Annotated in this window: 19 protein-coding genes, 1 tRNA gene and 1 pseudogene; 6 read left to right on the top strand and 15 right to left on the bottom strand. The window is 43.2% G+C overall.

Annotated elements, in window-relative coordinates; all coding sequences use genetic code 11:
• Window position 1: 1 nt before the first annotated feature.
• The gene (locus BLS65_RS09185) at window positions 2-1,573 is read left to right on the top strand and encodes an asparagine synthase C-terminal domain-containing protein (RefSeq protein ID WP_092438200.1); all 1,572 of its coding nucleotides are present in this window, start codon (window positions 2-4) and stop codon (window positions 1,571-1,573) included.
• A gap of 206 nt (window positions 1,574-1,779) precedes the next feature.
• Window positions 1,780-1,855, top strand: a tRNA-His gene (locus tag BLS65_RS09180).
• 152 nt (window positions 1,856-2,007) lie between these two features.
• Here the strand turns inward: BLS65_RS09180 and BLS65_RS09175 are convergent.
• From BLS65_RS09175 to BLS65_RS09155, 5 genes and pseudogenes are all read right to left on the bottom strand, one after another.
• A pseudogene (locus BLS65_RS09175) lies at window positions 2,008-2,448 on the bottom strand (methionine-R-sulfoxide reductase); the annotation flags it as partial.
• 468 nt (window positions 2,449-2,916) lie between these two features.
• A complete protein-coding gene (locus BLS65_RS09170) occupies window positions 2,917-4,248 on the bottom strand; it encodes a lytic transglycosylase domain-containing protein (RefSeq protein ID WP_092438196.1) in 1,332 nt (443 codons plus the stop codon).
• A gap of 47 nt (window positions 4,249-4,295) precedes the next feature.
• Window positions 4,296-5,201, bottom strand: a complete 906-nt coding sequence (locus tag BLS65_RS09165; protein WP_125869822.1) for a DUF5683 domain-containing protein — start codon at window positions 5,199-5,201, stop codon at window positions 4,296-4,298.
• A 12-nt stretch (window positions 5,202-5,213) separates the two neighbouring features.
• Window positions 5,214-6,125: a ParB/RepB/Spo0J family partition protein gene (locus BLS65_RS09160; RefSeq protein ID WP_092438191.1), complete on the bottom strand. Its 912-nt coding sequence runs from the start codon at window positions 6,123-6,125 to the stop codon at window positions 5,214-5,216.
• 24 nt (window positions 6,126-6,149) lie between these two features.
• Complete coding sequence (locus BLS65_RS09155) at window positions 6,150-6,950, bottom strand: ParA family protein (RefSeq protein WP_092438189.1); 801 nt, start codon at window positions 6,948-6,950, stop codon at window positions 6,150-6,152.
• Window positions 6,951-7,364: 414 nt separating this feature from the next.
• On the opposite strand from BLS65_RS09155, the gene BLS65_RS09150 reads away from it, so the two are divergent.
• A complete protein-coding gene (locus tag BLS65_RS09150) occupies window positions 7,365-8,369 on the top strand; it encodes a diacylglycerol/lipid kinase family protein (RefSeq protein WP_092438187.1) in 1,005 nt (334 codons plus the stop codon).
• Here the strand turns inward: BLS65_RS09150 and BLS65_RS09145 are convergent.
• The 3 genes from BLS65_RS09145 to BLS65_RS09135 form a co-directional block, all read right to left on the bottom strand.
• Entirely contained in the window at window positions 8,359-9,348 is a 990-nt protein-coding gene (locus BLS65_RS09145) for a bifunctional heptose 7-phosphate kinase/heptose 1-phosphate adenyltransferase (RefSeq protein WP_092438185.1), read from the bottom strand. The two genes, BLS65_RS09150 and BLS65_RS09145, sit on opposite strands and share 11 nt — an antisense overlap.
• 159 nt (window positions 9,349-9,507) lie before the next feature.
• On the bottom strand, window positions 9,508-10,866 hold the full coding sequence (locus tag BLS65_RS09140; protein WP_092438183.1) for a DNA/RNA non-specific endonuclease: 1,359 nt from the start codon (window positions 10,864-10,866) through the stop codon (window positions 9,508-9,510).
• A gap of 358 nt (window positions 10,867-11,224) precedes the next feature.
• Window positions 11,225-12,568 carry a DNA/RNA non-specific endonuclease gene (locus tag BLS65_RS09135; protein WP_092438181.1) on the bottom strand — a complete coding sequence of 448 codons (1,344 nt, stop codon included), beginning with the start codon at window positions 12,566-12,568 and terminating at the stop codon, window positions 11,225-11,227.
• A 421-nt stretch (window positions 12,569-12,989) separates the two neighbouring features.
• Between BLS65_RS09135 and BLS65_RS09130 the strand changes: the two genes are divergently transcribed.
• Complete coding sequence (locus BLS65_RS09130; RefSeq protein WP_092438179.1) at window positions 12,990-14,492, top strand: hypothetical protein; 1,503 nt, start codon at window positions 12,990-12,992, stop codon at window positions 14,490-14,492.
• Between the two features lie 5 nt (window positions 14,493-14,497).
• Here the strand turns inward: BLS65_RS09130 and priA are convergent, their stop codons facing one another.
• The 5 genes from priA to porQ all read right to left on the bottom strand — a co-directional run bounded on the left by priA (window position 14,498) and on the right by porQ (window position 20,915).
• Window positions 14,498-16,987: a replication restart helicase PriA gene (gene priA / locus BLS65_RS09125; protein ID WP_092438176.1), complete on the bottom strand. Its 2,490-nt coding sequence runs from the start codon at window positions 16,985-16,987 to the stop codon at window positions 14,498-14,500.
• Window positions 16,988-16,993: 6 nt separating this feature from the next.
• On the bottom strand, window positions 16,994-17,977 hold the full coding sequence (pfkA, locus tag BLS65_RS09120; RefSeq protein ID WP_092438174.1) for a 6-phosphofructokinase: 984 nt from the start codon (window positions 17,975-17,977) through the stop codon (window positions 16,994-16,996).
• Between the two features lie 95 nt (window positions 17,978-18,072).
• Window positions 18,073-18,951, bottom strand: coding sequence for a 4-hydroxy-3-methylbut-2-enyl diphosphate reductase (locus BLS65_RS09115; protein ID WP_092438172.1), 879 nt, complete (start codon window positions 18,949-18,951; stop codon window positions 18,073-18,075).
• 2 nt (window positions 18,952-18,953) lie between these two features.
• Window positions 18,954-19,643 carry a (d)CMP kinase gene (gene cmk / locus BLS65_RS09110; RefSeq protein WP_092438170.1) on the bottom strand — a complete coding sequence of 230 codons (690 nt, stop codon included), beginning with the start codon at window positions 19,641-19,643 and terminating at the stop codon, window positions 18,954-18,956.
• A gap of 228 nt (window positions 19,644-19,871) precedes the next feature.
• The gene (gene porQ / locus BLS65_RS09105; protein WP_170830058.1) at window positions 19,872-20,915 is read right to left on the bottom strand and encodes a type IX secretion system protein PorQ; all 1,044 of its coding nucleotides are present in this window, start codon (window positions 20,913-20,915) and stop codon (window positions 19,872-19,874) included.
• Between the two features lie 340 nt (window positions 20,916-21,255).
• Here porQ and BLS65_RS09100 point away from each other — a divergent pair, with 340 nt between their 5' ends.
• Window positions 21,256-22,137 (top strand): diacylglycerol/lipid kinase family protein, encoded by an 882-nt coding sequence (locus BLS65_RS09100; protein ID WP_092438165.1) that lies wholly within the window; start codon window positions 21,256-21,258, stop codon window positions 22,135-22,137.
• On the opposite strand, the gene BLS65_RS09095 is transcribed toward BLS65_RS09100, so the two are convergent.
• Complete coding sequence (locus BLS65_RS09095) at window positions 22,134-22,628, bottom strand: YkgJ family cysteine cluster protein (protein WP_092438163.1); 495 nt, start codon at window positions 22,626-22,628, stop codon at window positions 22,134-22,136. The genes BLS65_RS09100 and BLS65_RS09095 overlap by 4 nt on opposite strands.
• Window positions 22,606-23,559, bottom strand: coding sequence for a DMT family transporter (locus BLS65_RS09090; protein WP_170830057.1), 954 nt, complete (start codon window positions 23,557-23,559; stop codon window positions 22,606-22,608). The genes BLS65_RS09095 and BLS65_RS09090 overlap by 23 nt, the downstream gene beginning before the upstream one ends.
• Window positions 23,560-24,423: 864 nt before the next feature.
• On the opposite strand from BLS65_RS09090, the gene BLS65_RS19030 reads away from it, so the two are divergent.
• Window positions 24,424-24,593: DUF4372 domain-containing protein (locus BLS65_RS19030; RefSeq protein ID WP_125869821.1), on the top strand; the 170-nt coding region annotated here is incomplete at its 3' end.

Here is a 24,593-nt window from a genome sequence, read left to right as displayed (position 1 = left end):
CATGGCAATATTTCAGGCAAATAACAATGATGGCTTCAAATGGCACTGCTACGGAAACGTATTTGTTAAGGGTTATGCATTCGATAAAAGTCAAAACTACTTTGAGGGAGAGCATTTAGCTCATCTTTTCGAAAATACGAATAGTGCCGAGACATTGAAAAGCCTCACCGCCTCGCTAAATGGACTTTTCTGTGCCATGGGTGAATTGCCTTGGGGCGAGTTTGCTCTTGTTGACAAATGCCGGACCTTCCCTCTCTTTTATGCAAATACTGGTAACAAGACCGTAATATCAGACAATCCCTATTCAATTAAGGAAACAAACGTAATTCGAGAAGATAGCATTGCAAGTTATATGTCGACGGGCTATGTGACCGGAAACCGGACGCTTTTCGAGGAAATCTTTCCTGTCCCACCCTTCAGCATACTTATAATCTCGAAGAATAAGCAAAGCATTTTTGAATACTACACATACGCAACCCCAACGCTCATCGACGTACCATTCGACGTGGCTACGAACCAGCTGCATTGCATCCTCGATCAGGCCATGGCGAGAATGGTTAACACCCTAAACAACCGACCGGTGGCAATCCCCCTAAGCGGAGGTTACGATTCACGGTTTATTCTCACTTGGTTGGTAACGCACGACTACAAAAACGTGGTAGCATTTAGCTATGGCAAGGAGGGTAATCCCGATGCCAAAGTTGCAGAGAAAGTTGCCCGTCAGCTGGGCGTAAAGTGGATTCCTGTTTTTTACAGCAAAGCGTTGATTGACGGTTTTACATCAGACCCAAACTTTCTTCCATTCTGCCATTACATGTCGGCCGCCACCTCCATGCCCTTTATGCAAGATTATTTTGCAATTAAGGAACTCGTTCGAAGAGATCTACTATTACCAGGAACCATAATAATTCCCGGACATTCTGGTGACTTTATTGCTGGCAGCCACATTTGCCCATCAGTAAATAGCAACTGGTCGAGCTCCGAGGTAGTTAACGAGATCTTCAACCATCACAATACAACTAATCCTATAACGAAGAAGCAAATCGTTGAAGAAAAAAAGTTAATCAGGCAATTGATTGACCAAATAGAGGGTCTTCCATTTACCCTTATTGAAAACTACAACTTCAAGGAGAGGCAAGCAAAATTCATTATTAACTCCACAAGAGCATACTCTTACTTTGGATTAGAATACAGGCTGCCACTATGGGATTCCGATCTACTTGCATTTTTCAAGAAAACCCCTCTTGATTTTAGACTCAATAAAAAACTCTACGATAAAGTTTTACAGCAGCACTATTTTACTCCAATGAATGTCAACTTCGTTAATCAGGAGATGCAACAGGTAAAGGAGAGCAATTTCGACAAAACCAAAAGATGGCTCAAAAGGCTATTACCTGTCTGGATTCTGAAGATAAAACCAATGCCGGACTATCTAAACTATGGATTAATTACAAGAAGATTATACAAGGAGTCAAATATGCCAAAGCCAACCAACCTTGGTCGTAGTAGAAACTCAGGCATTACATACTGGTATCTACACACTCTAATTGAGATATTTACCAATAGAAAATAAGGGTAAAATTTAACGCATGAATTAGAAATAAGACAAGCTATTTCCCCGCTATTTTTTTTCGAAAACAGTTTAATAGTGATCTCCAACTAATCTGTAACAGAACTCACTAAAAGCTGGAGCATCAACCATAGTAAGGAAAGTAGAAACAATTAAGCAAAAACATTTGGAACCTTACAAAAAGTAGCTATCTTTGCACCGCAAAACATGGTGGTTGTAGCTCAGTTGGTTAGAGCGTCAGTTTGTGGTTCTGAAAGTCGTGGGTTCGAGACCCATCTTCCACCCAAAAAACTTCGTCAGTAATGGCGAAGTTTTTTTATTTACACACATCCTACATTGAAATGATACAAAAACCTCACAATCAAAATACTAGATCGACAGGGGTTTTTACCCAAACTCCTATAGCAAGATTTAGGTTACTTTGTCGATCCACTCTTGAATCCTAGGGAAATGGAATTAACACAATGGCGCGTATTCTTTTGGGTGAAACCTTCCCCAAAAAAGACATGACCAAGATGTCCCCCGCATTTAGCACACAAAATCTCCGTTCGCTTGCCATCCTTATCCACCACACGCTTTATAGCACCTGGCACTTCGCTATCAAATGAAGGCCATCCGCAGCCGGAATCAAACTTATCTTCCGAACGGAATAGGGGCGAATTGCATTGCCGACATACATACATTCCTTTATCGGAATGCTTATAATACTTGCCAGTAAATGGCTGCTCGGTACCCTTCTTTACAATTACATACTCCTCCTCGGGAGTAAGTTTATTGAGAACCACATTATCATTTGCTTTCACTTTACTTCCAGTTTTTAGTTGGGCGCTAGCCGATAAACAAATCGTTAAAACTAACACCGATAAAAAGAACCTCATAGTTTTGCTGTTTATTATTTAAAACAGACTTACTAATCAATTGTTTTTCCGCTGGTGGAAAGTTGTGCAATTTAGAATTCGTAATTTGGTTCAGACTAAGAACCCAAGGGAAGCAAAACGCCTTAAAAAAGCATTCTTTGGCAGTCTCAAAAAATTCAAATCAGAGTATGCAGCCTCATAAATAAGACCAAGAGTGATGACGCTACTGACTGATAGTCTACGATTAAAGTGCAACTATGAATTAAAAGTAGATATTCCTGCATAGACCTTAACTCAAAAGCAAAAAAATGACCACCGTGACCAATTGCATGAGGAACTTTTCACTACTATTTTTGAATCAAGGTTTACAAATAGGTTTTTGGCTTAGATTGTAAGGTTTTGCTTGCGGCGTAACTCCTTGCAATCCATGTAAACAACAAGAAAGCCCCCGTTGACTCGGGGGCTTTTACTTTTATATCGAATGTATAATCAATTTAAATCAGACACACTACTCTGAGCCACCCGCTTGGTAACGAAAACGACCAACTTCTGTCCCGCCCGAATATTCGATCCGCGAACATGGTTCCACTGGCGTAGATCGGAAACCCGAACACTAAACTTCTCGGCAATTGCTCCAAGATTATCCCCACTCTTTACGCGATAAGTAATTCGCTTACGTCCTGGAACGTTATCAATATCGCGATCAAAATTACCTGGAACCGAAAGAAACTTTGCACTAAAGAAGACACTATCCTTATAGTTATAAATAGCATCCTCATTCTCTACAAATCGGGACACCAACACCTGAGGAACGGTAAGACGATACTCCTTATTCTTAGCCGGAACAATATCTCTTCTATATTGGGGATTCAACTGCCTAAGCGTCTCTACGGGAACATTGAGCACTTCCGATATCTGCTGAAAATGCATCATTTTATTTACCATTATGGTATCAACGGCAAATGGCATGTCGATATTCTGTGGAACTAACCGGTGTTCCTTATAATAAGTATAGGCATATGTTGCAGCAATAAATGCGGGAACATATCCACGAGTTTCGCGTGGCAAGTAGTAGTAAATAGCCCAATAATCACGCTTACCTCCTGAACGACGAATTGCTTTATTCACATTACCAGGGCCGCAGTTATAGGCTGCAATGGCAAGTGTCCAATCTCCATATATCTTGTATAAATCGCCCAAAAAGCGACAGGCAGCATGGGTCGCGGCAACAGGATCTTTACGTGCATCAACGAAGGAGTTAACCTCGAGTTTATACTGCCGACCAGTTCCATACATAAACTGCCATAAACCAGTAGCACCCATGCGCGATACTGCGTTTGGATTAAGGGCCGATTCAATAACAGCTAACATACGAAGTTCCAGTGGCATGTTGTATGAGTCCAGAATCTCCTCAAACATCGGAAAATAGTAATCGGAAAGACCAAGGATTTCCTCCATCTTCACCTTTTGCCTTTGCGTATATACCTTGATGTAACTTTTCACCACCCCATTAAAGCTAAGTTCTATGGGCGAAATAATATTCTGAAGCCGATGGATATATACCGAGTCGGGCAGTTCCAAGTTAAGTGAATCACCCTCAACAACGTAATCGGTAACTATATTAGTAGTATCATACAGTTGTTGCTGATAGTAGAGGGTAAGCAGGCTATCTATGTTGTTGTCTTTATCGACGGGTATTGTAGGCTTATGTTTTTCAGTCGACAAAGCCACCAATCTGGAGCCAATAGACTGAGCGCTAGAATTTATTACTCCGAAAATAAAAGTGATTGCAATTACGATAAAAGTCTTAGAAATCCCCATTACTTGACTGTATTTATAAGGTTATTGACAGCCAAATATAATAAAAATTAAAACCTTATCTCCAAATTAAATCCAGCAATTGGTGTAATGGGCGAATTTGGACCCGTTCCGTAGACAAAATTAGTCATGGGTTCCACCTTTAGTGCAAGGTTATCGCTAATATCAAAATCGTAGAAATGAGCATCCACATTGGCATCAATAATATTCAGTGCATATACACCCATGAGCATGATCACTGAAAGATCACGATTCCGGCGATACGCATCACGATAGTTTTTCAACTCATCGGCTGTCCGATCAAGTTCGGGAACAGTGGTAGGATCATTATCGGCTTGGTAGTTATAAGCCGTGCGAAATCGATTATACTGCCTATTATTAAACTCTATCATGTACACAGCGGAAACCATACCGCCATAAATAGCAGGCACCTTCCAGTATTTCTGGTTGTAAATTTGGCCCAATCCCGGCACCAGCGTTGAGAATATGGTGGCCTTCGCTGGAGAATGACCCGGCGCAGGATGACCGGAAACGGCATCGAGAATGGATGCAAGGTATACCATTCCGGCACCAAAATAATAGAGATCACGTTGGTCGCGACGATCGAGGTAGTCCTGCTTCAGCCCTTTTGCGGCAAGGACCGACATCCCTGTTTTATCAATTTGATTATAGTCGCGCAAGGCTTTATGGTAACTCATGTTGCTTTGGTATCCAAAGTAAGCCAATGCAGCAGCGCCACCATAAAAAATCGGAATTTTATAGTAGTCTTTATTATAGATTTGTCCATAGCCGGGCAAGATAGTCGACCGTATCCAAAGTTTGCCTACAGAGATGGTATCCTTTCCTTTTGGGGCGAGGGAATCGGCACTTTGGGAAAAAACATTTCCATTAAAAATAAAGGCTGTAATCACCATCAGGGAAACAGCCTGTACGCTTATGCGACAACGATTAATCAAAACTCTTGATAATTAGTAAAGGTTTAGCAACTCCATTTTTTCAGCCAACTCCTCCACTTCCTTTTCACTTCGGAAGGAAATAATGATTTTACCTGTGCCTCGAGGACCATGCTTCACATCTATGCGAGTCTTAAAGTATTTCTCCAAATGGGTGCGAAGTTTTTGGTAACTCTCGGAGTAAACCTCATCAGCCTCCTCGCCATTATCGTTCCTAGGCTTGCTGTTGGATTGACCCTCATGAATCTCCTTCACCAAGGCTTCAACCTGACGAACAGAGAGATCTTCAGCAATAATACGCTTATAGACTTCGAGTTGCAAAACAGCATTCTCAATTCCAATTATGGCACGTGCATGCCCCATGGAAAGGTATCTATCGCGAATACCCGCCTGTATTTCAACGGGTAATTTAAGCAATCGGAGGTAGTTGGTTACAGTGCTGCGCTTTTTACCAACACGCTCGCTCATATTATCCTGAGTGAGGTTACACTCATCAATCAACCGCTGATAGCTTATTGCAATTTCGATAGCATCGAGATCTTGGCGTTGAATATTTTCGACCAACGCCATCTCCAGCATACCCTGATCATCGGCAGTACGAACGTAAGCAGGAATCCTAACCAATCCAGCAATTTTCGAAGCTCGAAAACGACGTTCTCCGGTAATGAGCTGGTATCTGTCTTCCACCTTTCGAACCGTGATGGGCTGAATAATCCCTAACTTCTTAATTGATTCAGCAAGTTCGTTGAGGGCCTCTTCGTCGAAGTGTGTTCTTGGCTGAAAAGGATTTACGTCTATTTTGGATAGTTCAATCTCATTAACCAATTCGGAAGTAACAACTCTATGCTCCTCATGATCAATCATGGGATCGCTACCGCCATCAATCAACGCACCTAATCCTCTACCCAATACCATTTTCTTTGCCATAGGACTTAAAAATTCTTCAAAAAACTATTTTGTTTTTTTTTCGTTCGCCAACTGAATATCTTCATTCCGCTGTAAAACCTCGCGAGCCAAGTTCAAGTAGTTGAGCGAACCGGTTGAGGCTGCATCGTAAAGAATTACGGGTTTGCCATAGCTCGGTGCTTCGCTAAGTTTTATATTACGTTGAATAATGGTTTCGAATACCATGGATTGAAAATGCTTCTTAACCTCATCCACCACTTGGTTCGAAAGCCGTAAACGTGCATCGTACATAGTGAGCAAGAATCCCTCGATTTGTAAATCGGGGTTAAGACGAGCCTGAATAATCTTAATGGTATTGAGGAGCTTACCAAGACCTTCAAGTGCAAAATACTCGCATTGTACCGGAATCATAACGGAATCGGCTGCAGTGAGTGCATTTACAGTAATAAGGCCAAGTGAAGGAGAGCAGTCAATTAAGATATAGTCGTAGTTGTCGCGAATCTTGGCGATGACATTCTTAAGCATATGTTCCCGGTTAGGGAGGTTGAGCATCTCAATCTCGGCACCAACAAGGTCGATATGCGACGGGATAAGATCGAGATTTGGAATATCCTCGTTCTTAAGAATCACATCCTTGGGGTTGACGTCGTCCACTAAGCACTCATAAATGCTAGTCTTAACATTTCTGAGATCGAAACCAGTTCCGGAGGTAGCATTCGCCTGCGGATCAGCATCAATTAGCAACACCTTCTTTTCCAATACTGCTAAACTTGCAGCAAGGTTAATGGCAGAGGTGGTCTTTCCTACTCCGCCTTTTTGATTAGCTAAAGCAATTACTTTTGCCATTAGAGTGTGTATTTTTTCGTTTTGCAATGTTAGTTATAAAAGTCTAATTAACCTAACGTCTAAAAAGGGCAAACAAATCCTAACGTCTATTTATCAGACCATTACAATAACGCATTTATATTGTAAAGAAAGGAAAAAAACATCTGTTTGCCTAACATCACCGCATTTATTTAAGGTGTTGAGTAGAGGTAAAATGCAAAACATTGGGGATTAACGGTACGCATCCTCTAAAACGAGCTTTTCCATCTCTTATTTCATAACAAGCAGGGCAACAAAACAATTTACCTGCCACAATAGCCATAACGCCAGCAAAGAAACAACCAACATCTGTCGAAAGGGGGTCCATATGCTTAGCGCAGCGTATTGAGAGGTTGGCTGTTGAATGTTTTTACGGATGAATTAATCATTGAATGATTGAAAACACTATTTTTGCTTGAATTAAAACCGCGCGACAAATTGAAAGACAATCGCTGGAAAGTTATCATCAACCCCAAAGCAGGAAGCGGCAGAGGCCATAAAGATTGGCCAATAATAAAAGCCACCTTAGAGAGCAAAGGGGTAGAGTTTGACTTTGAGTTTACCAAGAAGCGCTACCATGCGGTTGAACTAACCGTTTCGGCCATCAACAACGGCTACCGAAAAATAATAGCGGTGGGTGGTGACGGAACAGTGAATGAGATTGTAAACGGCATTTTTATTCAACAGCAGGTACCTACAACTGAAATACTGCTAGGCACAATTGCCGTGGGAACCGGAAACGACTGGGCACGGACTTACAAATTACCATGGGATTACAGTTCGGCTGTGGAAGCCTTAATAGAGCAGCACGACTTTCTCCAGGATATTGGTCTAGCCACATTTTACGAAACCAAGGTGCACCACAATCGGTATTTTGCCAATGCAGTGGGTATTGGCTTTGATGGTGCTGTTGGCTTTCGCTTCAACAGACTTAAAGAGTTGGGTCGCAGAGGCAAATGGCTTTATATCCTTGCATTGGTGCACTCATTAATAGTATATAGGGCCACCCGCGTTTATGCCAGAATCGATGAACGAAGTATAAAAAGTGATATATTCTCGGCAACACTAGGTATTGGAAAATTCAACGGAGGAGGAATGCTTCAGGTGCCCGATGCGGTTTCCGATGACGGTTTATTCGACATGACCATAATCCGTAAGTTAAGCAAGTGGAATGTTCTTAGAAACCTCCCTATCCTATACAACGGAAAAATTTACGATCACCCAAAAATAAGCGTAGTAAGGGCCAAAGAAATTGCTATACATTCCCTACCGGCAATGCCGATGGAACTTGATGGTGAAGCGGTAGGCCACTCACCATTTACTTTCGGTATTGTCCCGAGGGCAATCCGAGTAGTAGTAGGAGCAACATTCCGAGAGCAAGCAGAATCTGCTATGATTTAAGACACTCCGCTAGCAGTAAGTCTTTATTTACAGGCACTACACCCACCTTTTCACAAACTAGACCACCAGCTAAATTTGCAATAGTGGCAGTTTCTTCAGGCGAAAGTCCAGCAGCAAGACATAAACTGGCTGTGCTAATTACTGTGTCTCCGGCTCCAGAAACGTCTGCAATTTCGCGCATATGAGCGGGAATTGCACTATAGGTTTCACCATTGCTAATGAAAACACCCAACTCGGAAAGTGTGATAAATACCAAATCCACCCCCATCTGTCGATGAATAAACTTAGCCGCATCAAAAATCCCATCAAAATCATTCTTCTTGACATCGAGTTTCAACCCCTCAACCAACTCCTTATAGTTTGGTTTAAAAAGAGTAACTCCATTATAGGCAGCAAAATTTCGCTTTTTAGGATCAACCAAAGTGGGAATGCCATTGGACTTTGCCTTTTCCACTACCCGACGGATTAACTCGGGGGTAATAGCACCCTTATCGTAATCTTCAAACACAATGGCATCTACCTTGTGCTTATCGATAAGGGAAAGAATATGTTGAATAAATGCTGCTTCGACTTCGGGCGAGAGGTTATCGATTTTCTCCCAATCGATCCGCAACAAATGTTGGTTATCGCTAATGATGCGTGACTTTACGGTAGTTGGACGCGAAGGATCAACGAACACACCCTCGGCGGTTAGGTTTTCGGCTCGGAGGAGTTCCCTCAGAACAACACCTTTGGGATCGTCACCTACCACCGAACAAAGAATGGGTGAAGCACCAAGTGCTTGGATATTTAAGGCAACATTGGCTGCACCGCCAAGGCGATTTTCCTGCTGTGAGCAAGCCACAATGGGGACCGGTGCCTCCGGCGAAATCCGATCGACCTTTCCCCACATATAGGCATCCACCATCGCATCACCTATCACTATGACCTTAAACCCATTGAACTGGGCAAACGCCTTTTTAATCTTTTCCTTGTTCATCACAAATAACCTTAAACTTAGGCAGCAAAGTTAATGGAATTGGTGTAAGTGACAATAACCGTTTAGCGAGTATCGACAAAATCCATTCCTATTACCCTTATCAAAAAAGGCTACTTCGCAAATGCGAAGTAGCCCAATATAGAAAAAGCCTGCCTAATTTTAGTTGGTTGCGCCAGCATCTACCTTCGATTCAATTGCAGCTTGAATCGTAGTAGGTAGATTGGATAAAAAGTCAAAACCGGTTTGAGACTCGATATAATCAACGGTTGTTCTATAACCACCCCAGGTTGTAGACACGGACTGATTGTTAGGCATCCAAAGAGCAATAACACGGGTAGAGGAGGTTATACGGGAAATATCGTTGCTTCCATTTGGCAGAACAACCACAATCTTCCATGTATAGGAAGGAACGGTTACCTTTCCGCCAGCAACTGTAGTTGTAGTTCCTCCATTAGTTCCAGAACCACCCTTTCCGAATGGACCGTCGATAATGTACATTTCACTACCAGCATTGGCCAATGTACGACAGTAGGTTTCCAGCTTTTCCCAAGGTTGTTGGTTGTTGATAGGCGCTTGAGGCATCATATTAGTCATCAACATGGTGTTTTTAATCTCAGTGGCGCTGTAAGTGCGATCACCAGCGGGGCACAAATGGCCCCTATCAAAACCGCTTCCGCTATAATCAGTGGAGTTTACGTGGTAAAAAGAGGTAGGCAACGTTGCATCGGAAGAGAAAGAGCTGGGGCGAGAAGCGCTACCTAGCCAAGCCTTGCTAAGGTGCCAGCTGGTCCAGTTGGAAGTTCCCCTATCACGATTATAGGATAGAGTATACTCATTTTTCACCATTAAATAGTTATTGTAGTTTGCAGCATCGGCAGTGGCACCACTAGGATTACCTAAGGCCATGTTATTGTCGCGACCAGGGATACCTGTTCCCGGATCAACCGGTGGAGTTGTTGTTTCGTAGCTATTAACAGTAATATTATCAATATTTAGGCGAGCAGAACCTCCCGATATCTTACGAATTTCGAAACGAACATTGCCGGAAATATTAAGGGTAAAAGTAACGGCCGTTAGCGTCGTAGTGGCTGTAACAGTAGAACCAGCCTTTGTCCAGGTGCTACCACTATTAACGGAGTAGTAAAGTTCCCATGCACTGGCGGCATCAGTTCCATAAATTCCGCTATAAATCTGAATGGTGCTAACGCCCGTAGCATAGTTAAACTGAGAAGTAAGCATGCCTAAATTGCGTATGCGAATCGACTGGGCATTTAACTTTTTATCGCTGGTGGAATTCCCTATGAGTGCGTCGTTGAGATACCAAGAGCCTGAGCCAAAGGTAATCGCACCTGCAGTGTAGGAGGTTTTTGCTCCCAACTCAAAGGTTTCGGTAGAGATGGTAGTCGATGCTCGCTTTATCGCTACAGCAGACTCTTGTGTGTTCACAACCAAAGATTCATCCTTGGAGCAGCTAAACAGGACCGTCATCATGGCAACGGCAATAAATACTTTTTTCATAGGTTTTTGGATTAGGTAAAGGCAAATCTATGCCTTGCCTAGACCAAAGTCAATTACAAATTAAAACCATTAGTAAATAGACTAATAAGGAAACAATTTGCCTGATGAACACAAGTAAAACAGAGTAACGTGGAGGTTGTAGCAAACAAAAAATAGAAAAAACGTTACAATTTAGCCCTCAGGGTAAAGCGCAACGGTTGTAATTACATAAGATTATTCCAACTTAAATGGATATTTGTTGCTGGCTTCCCAAATTTAAGCAATAACTAAAATCGAAGACCCGACAAAAAAAATGCCCCAGGCATTACCTGAGGCACTTGAAACTATCTAATAAACGCAACTAAAAAAGCGAAGCGAATTACTTCACAGCACCATTATCGACCGCTGCTTCAATCACAGCCTGAACAGCCACTGGCACTTCCGAAAGAAAGTCGAATCCGGTTTGGCTTTCGATAAAGTCGACAGAAGTACGCCAATTACCCCAGGCGGTTGTAAGTCCGGTATGGGTGTTTGGCATCCAAATAGCAATAACTCGTGTATTTGGCCGAATTCGAGCCACATCATTCTGTCCATTAGGAATTACCAAAATTATTTTCCATGTATATGCAGGAACTACAACTTTTCCTCCGACTAGTGTATTTGTAATGCCACCGTTACTTCCAATTCCACCCTGTCCTGCAGGCCCAGCAATAATATAAAGTTCATTACCAGCACTAGCCAAAGTACGGCAATAATCTTCGAGCAAACGCCAAGGTTGCTGATTGTTGTAAGGTGCCTGAGGCATCATATTGGTCATTAGAAATGTAGATTCATTTTCGGGTATACTAAAGGTCCTATCTCCAGAGGGACATAGGTGACCCCGATCAAAGCCGGAACCAGAATAATCGCCATCCCCAACAACAAACCAACCGGTGGGTAACGTCAAATCTCCTGTAAATTTATCGGTACGATCCGTTGCGCCTACCCATGCTGAACTTAAATGCCAGCTAGTCCAGTTTGCAGTGCCCTTATCACGATTATACGAAAGAGCATATTCATTCTTCACCATTAGGTAGTTGTTAGGGATTGTCTCATCGTGAGCTGCCCCACTCGGATTTCCTAATGCCATATTATCTTCTCGCGAAGGAGTGGTATCACCAGGGTCTACTGGAGGAACATAGGATGTTACTGAAATTTCATCGAAATCAATTCGGGATTCAGTTCCATCAACCTTTCGTATTTCGAGGCGCACATTCCCGGCAATATTTACCGAGATAGCGGAGCTACCCATTATTGCTGTGGTGGTGATGGTCGATCCGACCTTTACCCAATCGGCACCTGCATTTATGGAGGAATAAAGTTCCCACTTTCCAGCAGCATCTGTTCCAAATGCACCATGCGAAATGGTTACCACGTCAATTCCATCGGCAAAATCGAAAGCCATGCGTAAAATTCCGGCATCTCTTAGGCGAACTGCCTTTGCACCCACTTTTTGGTCGCGAGGAGAATAGCCAAGCAATCCCTCCTCCACATACCAACTCCCAGCGGTTCCTGCAATGGTTCCCGCAGCGTAGTAATTCTTTACGCCAGAATCAAACGACTCGCTTACAGCAGTTGCTCTAGTTACGGTCTTATTTACTGAGACTTCCTGAGAGAAGAGGTTATTCTGAACTACTGAAATAAACAGGAGTAATGCGCTTCCAGCAATGATTTTTTTCCACATGGTTGTTGCAACTAAATTTCAGCAAACATATATGGACTTGGCTCATAACGCAATAACAATATAAGTCGAAGAGTAAATCCTCTTTTGGGGACCGAAATCCCTTTAACCGAAACAAACGATAACGTTTTTACCAAGGGTTTTAAAAACAATGACAGGCTAAGCCATTACAAACTACCATACAAACCACCGCAAAGCTAAGTTACAATAACGGTCACCTAGTAAGCTTAATGCCAAAAACGATTATAGAACAACAGCACGCTTCTACTGAACTATATGGGAAATGCGTGTGGTATTTACAGTATTTTGCCTTCCTAATATAACTGTTCCCTCAAAAAAAATAAGTATATACGTTCCACACAAGTAAATTATACTACATTTCGACCAACAATATTTTAATATTACAACCTCCGATTACGTAACTATGGATCTTCTTAGTGAACTTGTTTTTATTATTATGCAGCGTCCTCCAAAGCACGTTGACGCCCTCCTTTCGCCAAGTTCCAAAATGCGACAGTTTTTCAATTTGCTGCAGCACGGCAAAGCTTCAACAGACGAAGAAGCTGCGAAGCACATATACAATTCCCTACCAAAGGACAAGCGCTACCTAATGCTAAAGCGCAACCTTGTTAACAAGCTCACCGAGATTGTTCTTGGCACTGAGTATTTCGACAGGGGAAACATTCATTCCATAAAATTTGAGTGCGAAAAGGAACTTACAGTTTCGATGAAGCTGCTACTCCAAAACGTATTTCATACTGCTGAAAGAATTATTCAACGAATAAAAATATTGGCGCAGCAATATCACCTAACCGATATTGAGATAAAATGTCTTCAGCAGGAACGAACTATTGCCTCGCTGAAAGGTCAATGGAACGAAGTAAAAACCATAAACTTCAGAATTGATGAACTCTCGGTATTAAACAACAGGGTTATTCAATCTACAGGGTGGCTCGAACTTGCCACAAGCCGTATTCAATGCTTTATATCAAAAAGTTCGGCTCTTGAAGAGGAAGCAAAAACATACGCAAATACTATTGAGGAGTGGGCAGCGCAAACTCCAAACACCATTCTTCAATACAACCTGATATACCTTAGAATAATACAGCTTATTCAAACGAATAAAACAAACCAGATTCAAAACTCAACCAATGAGTTATGCGCGTTGCTGGACGCCAACCCACAGCTAAAAACTATTGCAGCCAAAATCGACTACTACTTTTACACGGCAATTTGTTCAAGAATGGAGGGCAACCTGCTTGATTCAAAAAAAGCAATTGAAATATGTCTAGAGTTAACTGACTATAAGGCCTTCAACCGATTTGCCATACAAGTCCTTCACTTCGACATACTATGTAAGGAGAAGATGTATGAACAAGCTGCCGAGGTATGGCTCGAGGTAAAGAGTCAACCGCAGTACGAGTTAATTAACACTCCGGACAAGATAGCCTGGGAAATTCGCAAAGCATACCTCTACTATGCTTTTCTGGCGGAATCGCCAAATTTAATAGGGAAATACATACCTGAGTATGCACGAAAAGTTGATATAAACGCTTTCAGCAACAACAGCAAATATATATCAAAAGATAAGCAAGGACTCAACCTGATGCTCACCACCATTAGAGTTCTTTTACTCATGGAGATTCATCCTGACGAGCTGCACAACGAAGGAGAAAACTTACGGATATACTACTACCGCCATCTTAAGAGTGAAAACTGTGAGCGAACCAAGGTGTTTACCAGGGCACTCTACAAGTTGATAATGGGGAACCTAAACCAAGGGGAACTAAACAGAGGTGTTCAGGATTTTTCGACGCGGCTCAAGGAACTCTCGAAAATTCAAATGTTTGACAATCCAGAATTAATTCGCTACGAAGAGTTGGGCGTAATGATTGTTAAACGATTACAGCGCCGCCAATCAAAATAGGTCGCTTAATACGGGTCAACATCAGGCGAGAAGAATACGCTGCGGTAATCGTCGCGGCCTTTTACCTGAACAATGCACTCGGCAAGAATCTCCTTGGCGCGAGCTACGCTCCTATCGCGCTCTACTTTAAGCAAAATATTCTTTATGTAGAAGTTCTGAATTCGAGCAACAATAGGCTCTTCGGGTCCAAGAACTCGTTTTCCAAACGCCTGTTTGAGCATTGCTACTAGCATTTCGGCGGCAGCGTTGGTAATAGCCCTGTCGCGGTGCTTAACTGTAATTCGAATAAGACGATAAAAGGGAGGATACATGAATTGCTTACGCTGATGCAGCTCGCTTTTAAAGAAATCGATATAGTTATTATCGACAATAAATTTTAAAACGGGATGTTCAGGCTGAGCCGTTTGGATAACAACCAACCCTTGTTTCTCCTTCCGGCCGGCACGCCCGCTAACTTGCGCCATGAGTTGGAAGCTGCGCTCGTGCGCTCGAAAGTCAGGAAAATTTAGCGGGCTATCGGCATCGAGCACACCAACAACCGAAACCTTATCGAAATCGAGTCCCTTGGTTACCATCTGAGTTCCCACAAGTACATCGAGCTTATACTCTTCAAAATCGGAAATTAGCTGCTCGTAGCTGATCCGTGAGCGCGTAGTATCCAAGTCCATACGTGCAATTCTGGCCTCGGGAAACACAACTTGCAACTCCTCCTCAATCTTTTCTGTTCCAAACCCTCTCGTCTTTATATCGGTGCTATGACATGCAGGACAGAGGGCTGGCACTTTTGCTGTATATCCGCAGTAGTGACAAACCATGTTATGTCCCGCCTTGTGGTAGGTAAGGCTTACATCACAATTCTCGCACCGAGGAATATGGGCGCAATCGGAGCACTCAAGATAAGGTGAAAAACCACGCCTATTCTGAAACAGTATTACCTGTTCCTTCTTCTTAAGGGCTTCGTCTATAGCCTTCAACATTTGTGGTGTAAACATTGCCACCATCTGCTTCATTTTCCGTGCGCGAATAGTGTTGGCCAGAATGGAGCTGGGCAATGCTACATCCTTATGTCGGCTAAGCAACTCAACCAAACCATACTTTCCTAGCAATGCATTGTGATAAGACTCGATGGACGGTGTTGCCGTACCCAAAAGCACCTTTGCACCAAAGGAGTTTGCCATCACCATAGCGGTATCACGAGCATTGTAGCGTGGTGCCGGATCATACTGTTTATATGTATTTTCGTGTTCTTCATCCACAATTACCAATCCAAGGTTGGCATATGGCAAAAAAACCGATGACCGCACACCGAGAATCAAGTCGTAGCGAGAATTTTCAGCATCAGTACCTTGCCCAAGCATTCGGGTATAAACTTCGGTACGCTGAGCATCGCTAAACTTAGAGTGGTAAACCCCAACCCTATCGCCAAAAACACGCGCAAGTCGGTTGATAATTTGGGTTGTAAGTGCAATTTCAGGCAGAAGGTAAAGAACCTGCTTTCCCTCATCGAGTACCTTCTGTATCAGTTGAATATAAATTTCGGTTTTGCCACTTCCGGTAACACCATGAAGCAGCACAACATCTTTCTCTTTGAAGTGAGCTTCAACCTCGGTCAAAGCCTTCTGTTGAGCATCGGAAAGTTCCGAGGCAAAACTTGTAGCCTCGCCATCCTCAATACGGCTAATCTCGCGCTGCTCAATTAAAAATATCTCTTTTTCACGGCAGGCCTTAAGAACACCGTAGGTTACCTGAACCTTCTCGAGCAAATCCTTCTGCTTTACTCGAATTGGATTACTCCAATCGAACGGCTGCGACAACGAGAGGTAAGCCAATAGCAAACGCTGCTGAGCCGGTGCGGAGCTAAGTTTTTCGAAAAGATTATTTACAGCCGCCTCATTGGAGACAGAGGGATGAAGCACAACCACGCTCTCGGTTCGCGGTTTAATGTTCTCCTTTAGCGACTCTTCTAATCTTATAATTTGAAGCCGTATCAATCGGCCAAGCACCGCCATTGAATTTTTCACCTCCAGCTCTTTACACAAATCCTGAACCGTAGTTGATTTTCGCTCTTTAACAAGTTGAACCACCTTGTAATCTTGCTCGTCTAGGTCGAAGTGGTCGGCATTTTCGCCAGTTAAAAAAATTCGGGTTTCACTTTCCAACTTCATGCCAGCAGGAAGTGCCGCCCTCATCACATCGCCCGGAAAGGCCATGTAGTAGGACGATATCCACTCCCACAGCATAAGCTGGTGTGAAGTAATAATTGGTGAGGTATCGAGAACCGAAAAAATATCCTTAGTTTCGTATTCGGCAGGTGCATTGGAATGCAACCTAACAACCACCGCAGAGTACAACTTTTTCCGTCCAAACTGCACAACAACCCTAACCCCAATGGCAACCTGCTGCTCCATCGATTCAGGAATAGCATAGGTATAAGCCTTGGGGACTGGCACAGGCAAAATAACATCGGCAAAAAGCCTCCGAGGAGTTACGGACATCGCAACTTAAATGGAAAGAATTTCGGCAAGTTTTAACATACTCACGTTAATATCCTTCTTGTTCTTGATGGTTTGATTGAATGGCACCTGCGAAATTTGATTATTCACAATACCTACCATGATGCTCTTTTGATCATCCAGAAGCGCCTCTACAGCACCGGCTCCCAGCCTAGATGCAGTAACCCTATCGAATGCAGATGGTGATCCACCGCGTTGAATGTGTCCCAAAATGGTAACCTTAACGTCGTAAACCGGAAAATCGGCCTTTACCTTATTGGCCACTTCAATGGCTCCACCTTGATCAGCACCCTCGGCAACTATAATGAGGTTATTGAGCCTCTTACGCTTACTATTATTTTCGAGATACGCTTTCAACTCGGCATAAGGAGTATGCACCTCTGGAATTAAAATAGCCTCGGCACCTACCGCAATTCCGCTTCGCAGTGCAATAAAACCAGCATCACGGCCCATTACCTCAACAAAGAAGAGGCGGTTGTGCGAGGATGCTGTATCGCGAATTTTATCTACCGCCTCCACTACCGTATTTAGTGCAGTATCGTAGCCAATGGTATAGTCGGTACCAAAGAGATCGTTGTCGATAGTTCCGGGGATACCAACGATTGGGAAATCGGGGTGCTCCTCCGAAAGCAGCCTTGCACCGGTGAAAGATCCATCACCGCCAATAACCACAAGGGCTTCAATTCCTTGCTTCTTAGCATTTTCGTAGGCAGTTTGGCGACCTTCCTTTGTCTTAAACTCCATGCAACGGGCCGTCTTTAGGATGGTTCCTCCCTTTTGAATGATGTCACTCACATCGGTGGTTTTCAAATCGCGAAATTCACCGGCAATCAAACCAGCATATCCCTGCATTACGCCTACAACCTTAATTCCGTTGTAAATAGCGGTACGAGTCACGGCCCTAATAGCAGCATTCATACCCGGAGCATCTCCACCTGAAGTTAATACTCCAATTTTCTTAAACTTTGCCATATATCTATTTTTAGCAATTTAATATTCATCATGGGTGGTATTAAACAACCCGATATATAGCACCAATCGGTGCTATCAATACATTTTATGAGCACCTAGATTGCGCGAATCTTTTCTGCTACCAGTTCCATCAGCCACAATGGCGTAGAGGTGGCCCCACAAACTCCCACGGAGTTAATTCCTTCGAACATTGACTCCTCTATCTCTGCGGCCGATTCCATGAAGATGGTATTTGGATTAGCATCTTTGCAAACCTGATACAGCACTTTTCCGTTGGAACTCTTTTTTCCCGCAACAAACACAACCATGTCGTGGCGACTTGAAAACTCGGCTAACTTTGGCTTCCGGTTCGAAACGCTTCCACAAACTGAGTTTACAACCTTTAGTTGACTGGAACCATTTGGAATAAGCGTATCCATCGTTTGCTTAATAGCCTCACCAAGGGCAACGTAATCTTCGCCATCCATGGTGGTTTGAGAAAAGAGAACCGTTGGTTTTGAGCAATCCAGCATCGCTACCTCTTCAACCTTTTCGATGATAATAGCCGCACCATTTGCATTTCCGATCAAACCAACTACCTCCGGATGGCTTTTCTTCCCAAAAATCACTACCTGTCCACCTACCAACTGCATCTCCGAATAAGCACTTGCCACACGCTGCTGCAACTTTGTAACAATTGGACAAGTTGCATCAACAATATTAACGCCACTTTCGCTGGCCAACTGGTATGTTTCGGGTGGTTCACCGTGCGCCCGAACCAACAATTGCTTACCTTTTAACGATGACATATTTGAGTAGTCAACCGTTTTAAGTCCTTTGCTTTCTAGCCTATTTACCTCTTCACTGTTGTGCACAATCTCGCCAAGGCAATAGAGCGATTCGCCGCGAGTAAGCAACTCCTCTGCTTTCTGGATGGCGTTTGTCACGCCAAAGCAAAAACCCGAACCGTTATCAACCTCAACAACGATTGCCATATCTACAGCTTATTCATTATCTCCTTAACCCAAACCATTTGTTCGGCGGGAGTCATGTTTCCGTTATCTAAAATGAGCGCATCATCGGCCCTACGTAGTGGGCTAATGTCGCGAGTTTCGTCCATGTGGTCGCGGCTGCGAACGTTGGCTTCAATGGCTTCAAGGGTAGTGTTGTCGCCCTTTTCCTGAAGTTCCTTAAAGCGTCGCATAGCGCGTACCTTAGGATCGGCAGTCATAAATATTTTAAGTTCGGCGTCGGGAAACACAACGGTTCCAATATCGCGGCCGTCCATAACAATTCCCTTCTCCTTACCCATTACCTGCTGTAGGGCAACCATTTGCTCACGCACTTGACCGATGGCGCTAACCGGAGAAACTAAGTTTGAAACATCAATGGTTCGGATTGCATCTTCCACAACTTCGCCATTCAAAATAGTTTCAAATCGACCAACATTGGCATTGAATTGAAAACCGATTTTAATAGCAGGAAGAAGCGCAACTACTTTGGCTGCATCAACAGATTTACCTACCGTTACAGCACCTCTGTTTAGCGCATAAAGGGTGACGGCACGATACATTGCTCCGCTATCAATAAAAATATATCCATACTCCTTAGCAATTGCTTTAGCAAAAGTGCTCTTGCCACAGGAAGAGTAACCATCAATAGCAATCGTAATTTTTTTCGAAGGCATCCTTAATCGTTTTAAGCAAGCAAAGGTAACAAAAATAGTAGGGCTAAAAACGGAGAAGTAGCGAAAATGAAGGTTGAAAATTGCAACAAACGATTGCTAAACTAGAAGAAGTTAAATGAATACTGCAATTTGACAATTAAGCATCAAAGAAACAGATATCAAGAACAGTTGTAGAGTCACCGTGACTTGCAGGACTTCATAAGGCAAACCACGTTGTATTCCTGTTGCCTATCTCCTCTCACCAAGATTCACGGTAACGGAGAAAACGTTGGAGCCACCGCTAATATGGTAGTTGGAACGAGCATAATTAAACATCAGCCTTCGGATTTTAAGTCCAAATCCCCAGCTAAAACCAACCATTGCCGGACGATCAACCAGCTTGAGTTCGTTGCGTCGCCGAAAAGAATAACCTCCACGAAGGTAAAAACCACGAAGGGGATTAAACTCAACGCCTGCGGTGGTATGCGAAAGAACCTCGTTTCCAAAACGCTCCACGGCCGATTGGCTTTTGGTGGTGGTTTCGCCTGTTGCAAAGGGATCAGTGTTTTTTTCGGGCCGTTTGAAGTAAACATTCATATCCTGAAGCTGGTCGAAAGTGGCCAGAATCCGAAATGGAGCATGCCGCATTTTCAAGGAAACACCGGCAACAACCTCAGAAGGCAATGGCTCCCGCTCACCGGTATAGGTTTTAACCTGTGTTCCTGCATTGCGAAACATAAGGGTTGCAGCAAAAAGGCTATCAGTGGAGTGGTAGGTAGTTCCCATATCGAGAGCAAAACCATAGGATACATAGGACTCCAAGGCTGAGTAAACCGGCTTAAAGGAAGCCCCAAACTGAAATCGTTCGTTAATTGGGCGGGCCCAAGATATGTTTGCAAAGTACTCCGATGCGCGAAAGCTACCCGTGATATTTCCAACTTCATCGGCAGCATCGAAACTACCGTAATTGATCCCGGACAAGCCAAAGGCCATGGTGCCCAACTTCCCAAAATCGTAAACCAAACCAATGCTGCCATAGCTAATATCGGCATAGTAGCTTATATAGGCGAGCGATAGTTGTTTGGTAGTGGAGGCGTTCATAAGTGATGGACATTGAAGAACCAGCCCAGCATCGTTGTCCCAAAGACCCACCGCCTCGCCGCCCAAAGCCGAGGCTCGTGCCGAAACTGGTAGCCTCAAAAACGAATAGGTAGCTTCTCCTCCACTTTGTGCCATGAGAGCACTACATAGAAGTGATATTGCAACGAGTGTAAGCCCAATTTTCTTTCTCATGTCGTTTTTAGTGGGCGTAAAGTTAACTAATTGTACGAAACGGCCCTTACTCCAAGTTAGGTTAAAAGCCATTGAATACAACTATTAAGCATTACACTCCATCCAACGATTATTCCGCGAAATTATTTTATAATCATTGGCAAATGAATAAAATTCACATGCCAACGCATTGATTGAACTGATAAACGTTTTAATTAATGAGATAAATCACTTAAAATCCAGCAGTAAAGAAGTGGTCGCATTAGCAATATTTCGTTTCTTTGTGATCCAACCCTTGACTCATGATTAGCAATAAAAACGGAGAGTCAAGATATTTAACCGAGCATTGAAGTTGTCAATAATGGTGACCGAAAAAGAGAAGATTGTTTTTATAGTTAACCCGGTTTCGGGCACTGGTAAGCGCGACAAAGCGCTAAAAATCATCAGAGAGAAGCTTTCCGACCGCTACAATTACAAGATTGTGACCACAAAGTTTGCCGGCGAGGCCACTGAAATAGTAAATGCTTACCACAAGCAGGGTTACACCAAAGTAATTGCTGTAGGAGGTGATGGGACGGTTAACGAGGTAGCCAAAGCCGTGGCGGGAACTGCACTCGAAATGGGTATCCTCCCCACCGGTTCGGGCAATGGATTGGCTCGACACTTGGGAATCCCCATGAATATTACAAAGGCTATTAAAGTAATCAACAATGGGAATGTAATAAACATCGATAACGGGGTAATAAACAACCACGTTTTCTTCTGCACTTCCGGAGTTGGATTCGATGCGCTTATAGGCAATCGCTTTGCCGAGGCTAGCACACGTGGCCTATCAACCTACGCAAAAATCACCACCAAGGAGTATTTTGCCTTTAGGGAGCAACAGTATACTATCGTTGCAAATGGAGAAACGCTTGAGCGAAGCGCCTTTATGGTAACGTTTGCTAACGCTTCACAGTATGGCAACAACGCTTTTATTGCTCCACAGGCCAATGCCTCTGATGGGATGATGGATATTGTGATAGTTAAGAAATTCCCGCTCTACATAGCGCCTATCTTCGCCGTTAGGATGTTTACGAAGTTGATTAATGGTTCCAAATATGTAGAAACCATTAGAGCCAAGGAGGCGATACTCTACCGCAAGGAAGCCGGATACGTGCACTACGACGGCGAGCCAGGCAGCATGGGTGCCGAACTAAAGGTCTCTATTGTGCATGCTTCGGTACGTATCATGGTTCCCTAGAGCAATCCCGGGTGCTTTTTCATTTGCTCCACAATGTGGAACGCCGCAGGACAAACGTATGTATTCTTAATCGTAAGATCCAACAGTTGATCGAACTTACGCCGATCAGTATGGGGATATTCCCTGCAAGCTTTCGGTCGGCTTTCGTATATTGAGCAGTAGTTATCGGCCATCAAGAATGGGCAAGGTTGACACTTATACACATAATCGCCATCGCTATCGAGGTAGAGATAGCGGCTAATTACCTCCGAGGGCCGAATGCGTAACTCCTTCGCCATACGATCAATGTCTCGGTCAGTAATGCTAGGACTGATAGATTTACAGCAGTTGGCACAATCCAAGCAATCAATCCGATCAAAGGCTTCCTCGTGCAACTCCTGCACAATACCATCGAGCTTTGTCGGCTTACGCTTTTTCAGCCGTTGAAAGAATAACTTCGTTTTCGCAACCTCCTTATCGGCGCGCTCCTTAAGACTTTCTAACTCGAGCATAGTTATATCCAACTTTTACCATACTGTGTGCCTTCCGAAGATGTTCACGATTTAACTGCGAAAGCAGCACACCACCAATCACAACACCCATACCCAGCAACTGAATTGGCGTAAGCATTTCGCCCAGCACAAAAAAGGCAACGATGGCTGTAATTACAGGAATAGCGTTATTAAAGATGCTGGCCTTGTTGATTCCCAAATGTTTTATGGCGTAACCAAAAAGGAGAAAGGCAAGCGTAGATGCAAAGATGGTCATGAGCATAGCCAACAAAAACTCATCGAAGGTAAAGGGAACCGCCATAAAATGATCGAACTCCAGCGAAAAGAAGAGGGGAATAAAGAAGAGCGATCCAATGGAGTTTTGGTAGGTGGTAATGGTAAAGATGTTATAGCTTTTCGTCAGCCGCTTAATAACAACACCATAACCAATGGTGGCCATAACCGCCATAAACATCAGACCTATTCCAAGTGGGCTAGCGACTAAGGTAAGATCCTTGCTCACCAACACCAAAAGCACCCCAAGAATGGAGAGTATAATCCCAGCAAAGTTCACCCAGGTGAGTCGTTCCTGATGGAAGAAATATGCACCAATGGGCGCAATGAGCGGAATAGTAGAGATGATAACCGAAGCCACCGTGGAAGAGAGCATGGTCATTCCGTAAGCCTCACCCATAAAGTAAACGAAGGGTTCGAAGAAGGCCAGTATCACAAAAAACTTTAGATCACCCGGCTTTATCCGCTCCAGCTTGCCCAATAGTAGCGTAACCGCAACCAGCAGTATTGAAGAAAAAACCAAGCGAAACAGCACCAGCGTGACCGGGTAAGGTCCATAAAGGAGAAAGAACTGGCGATACCAGATAAAGGTCATGGCCCAAAAAACTTGGGCAAGCACAACCGCGAGGTAAACAAGGAACGACTTGGACTTAAGCATGGCGCATCGCAATTTTAGCGGCGCGAAGATACTTATTTTTTCTCGCCACGGGTATTTGATAGCGAAGGAAGAAAAAGGATTAACCACTAGGAAAATGAAAGAATAAGGCAACAAGGGATCATAAGGCAAATGCGATGATTTACTAACGAATAAAACCAAACCACAGATTAACACAGAAAAAAACAACAAGCAGCATAACCATTTGCAACACCCTAACTGCATGAAAAGGTGAAATCTCGTTATAAATTTCTTCCATAAAAACAGCTCCCCTATAAAAAGCAAAACGCCCCGAAGTTCGGGGCGCTTTACATAATTATTTTTCTAAAACAGTTTGCTATTGTCGAACGAAATGCCCTTTCCATCGCTATGTGTGTCTATTGCCGATGCACAGCTGTAGCCATCCTTCAGGCGTTAAGCAATATTTTTTCTTTGGCAACATTCGTTGAGTTCCGCCAACAGATAGAGCCGTTTTTATTCTATGGAAATGTTATTGTCCAGTCGTTCCGTATTAATTCTTCCTTGGTATATATAAAATGCCTTTCATACATTTTTTGGCATTTAATCTCATCATTGGAATACTTGGTTACAATAGAATCTGCGAAAATGTAAAAATGAATTTTACTATTTTTCGAATCACTAAAGGAACGACTCCATGCATTAAATCCATTTTTATAAATACGTTTATATGATTTTTTTAAAACATATTGATTTGATAGAATATCAGTGCTATCACCTTTAGAATTCCTATCACTACTGTCCGACAAAAAGATTCCAGTTGAAACGTTAGTTGAATAAAAATAAGGGGCTACTCCCCGAAGGTTTCACCCCGATGTTGTAGATTTGTTTTGCAAAAAAAAACACAACATGGGCAAAAATACAGAAATAAAATTAGTCGGACAGCCGATTTTCAAACAAGCCATCAACTTAATCGATGCCATTAATGTCAGCAGCTTGGTGAAAAAGCATGGTGCAGACCATTACTATAAGACGTTTAAGGCAAAACCCCAGCTGGTTACCATGCTGTTTGGCGTCCT

Source organism: Williamwhitmania taraxaci (assembly GCF_900096565.1).
GTDB lineage: Bacteria > Bacteroidota > Bacteroidia > Bacteroidales > Williamwhitmaniaceae > Williamwhitmania > Williamwhitmania taraxaci.
The sequence above is the reverse complement of the archived record's forward strand: the minus strand, read 5'-3'. Positions and strand labels throughout refer to the sequence as shown.

Excerpts from the sequence above, each read along its gene's own strand:
- BLS65_RS09185 (WP_092438200.1), top strand. The coding sequence starts at position 2 with ATGGCAATATTTCAGGCAAATAACAATGATGGCTTCAAATGGCACTGC.
- BLS65_RS09170 (WP_092438196.1), bottom strand. The coding sequence starts at position 4,248 with ATGGGGATTTCTAAGACTTTTATCGTAATTGCAATCACTTTTATTTTC.
- BLS65_RS09160 (WP_092438191.1), bottom strand. The coding sequence starts at position 6,125 with ATGGCAAAGAAAATGGTATTGGGTAGAGGATTAGGTGCGTTGATTGAT.
- BLS65_RS09155 (WP_092438189.1), bottom strand. The coding sequence starts at position 6,950 with ATGGCAAAAGTAATTGCTTTAGCTAATCAAAAAGGCGGAGTAGGAAAG.
- BLS65_RS09145 (WP_092438185.1), bottom strand. The coding sequence starts at position 9,348 with ATGAACAAGGAAAAGATTAAAAAGGCGTTTGCCCAGTTCAATGGGTTT.
- BLS65_RS09140 (WP_092438183.1), bottom strand. The coding sequence starts at position 10,866 with ATGAAAAAAGTATTTATTGCCGTTGCCATGATGACGGTCCTGTTTAGC.
- BLS65_RS09135 (WP_092438181.1), bottom strand. The coding sequence starts at position 12,568 with ATGTGGAAAAAAATCATTGCTGGAAGCGCATTACTCCTGTTTATTTCA.
- BLS65_RS09130 (WP_092438179.1), top strand. The coding sequence starts at position 12,990 with ATGGATCTTCTTAGTGAACTTGTTTTTATTATTATGCAGCGTCCTCCA.
- priA (WP_092438176.1), bottom strand. The coding sequence starts at position 16,987 with ATGTCCGTAACTCCTCGGAGGCTTTTTGCCGATGTTATTTTGCCTGTG.
- pfkA (WP_092438174.1), bottom strand. The coding sequence starts at position 17,977 with ATGGCAAAGTTTAAGAAAATTGGAGTATTAACTTCAGGTGGAGATGCT.
- BLS65_RS09115 (WP_092438172.1), bottom strand. The coding sequence starts at position 18,951 with ATGGCAATCGTTGTTGAGGTTGATAACGGTTCGGGTTTTTGCTTTGGC.
- cmk (WP_092438170.1), bottom strand. The coding sequence starts at position 19,643 with ATGCCTTCGAAAAAAATTACGATTGCTATTGATGGTTACTCTTCCTGT.
- porQ (WP_170830058.1), bottom strand. The coding sequence starts at position 20,915 with ATGAGAAAGAAAATTGGGCTTACACTCGTTGCAATATCACTTCTATGT.
- BLS65_RS09100 (WP_092438165.1), top strand. The coding sequence starts at position 21,256 with ATGGTGACCGAAAAAGAGAAGATTGTTTTTATAGTTAACCCGGTTTCG.
- BLS65_RS09095 (WP_092438163.1), bottom strand. The coding sequence starts at position 22,628 with ATGCTCGAGTTAGAAAGTCTTAAGGAGCGCGCCGATAAGGAGGTTGCG.
- BLS65_RS09090 (WP_170830057.1), bottom strand. The coding sequence starts at position 23,559 with ATGCTTAAGTCCAAGTCGTTCCTTGTTTACCTCGCGGTTGTGCTTGCC.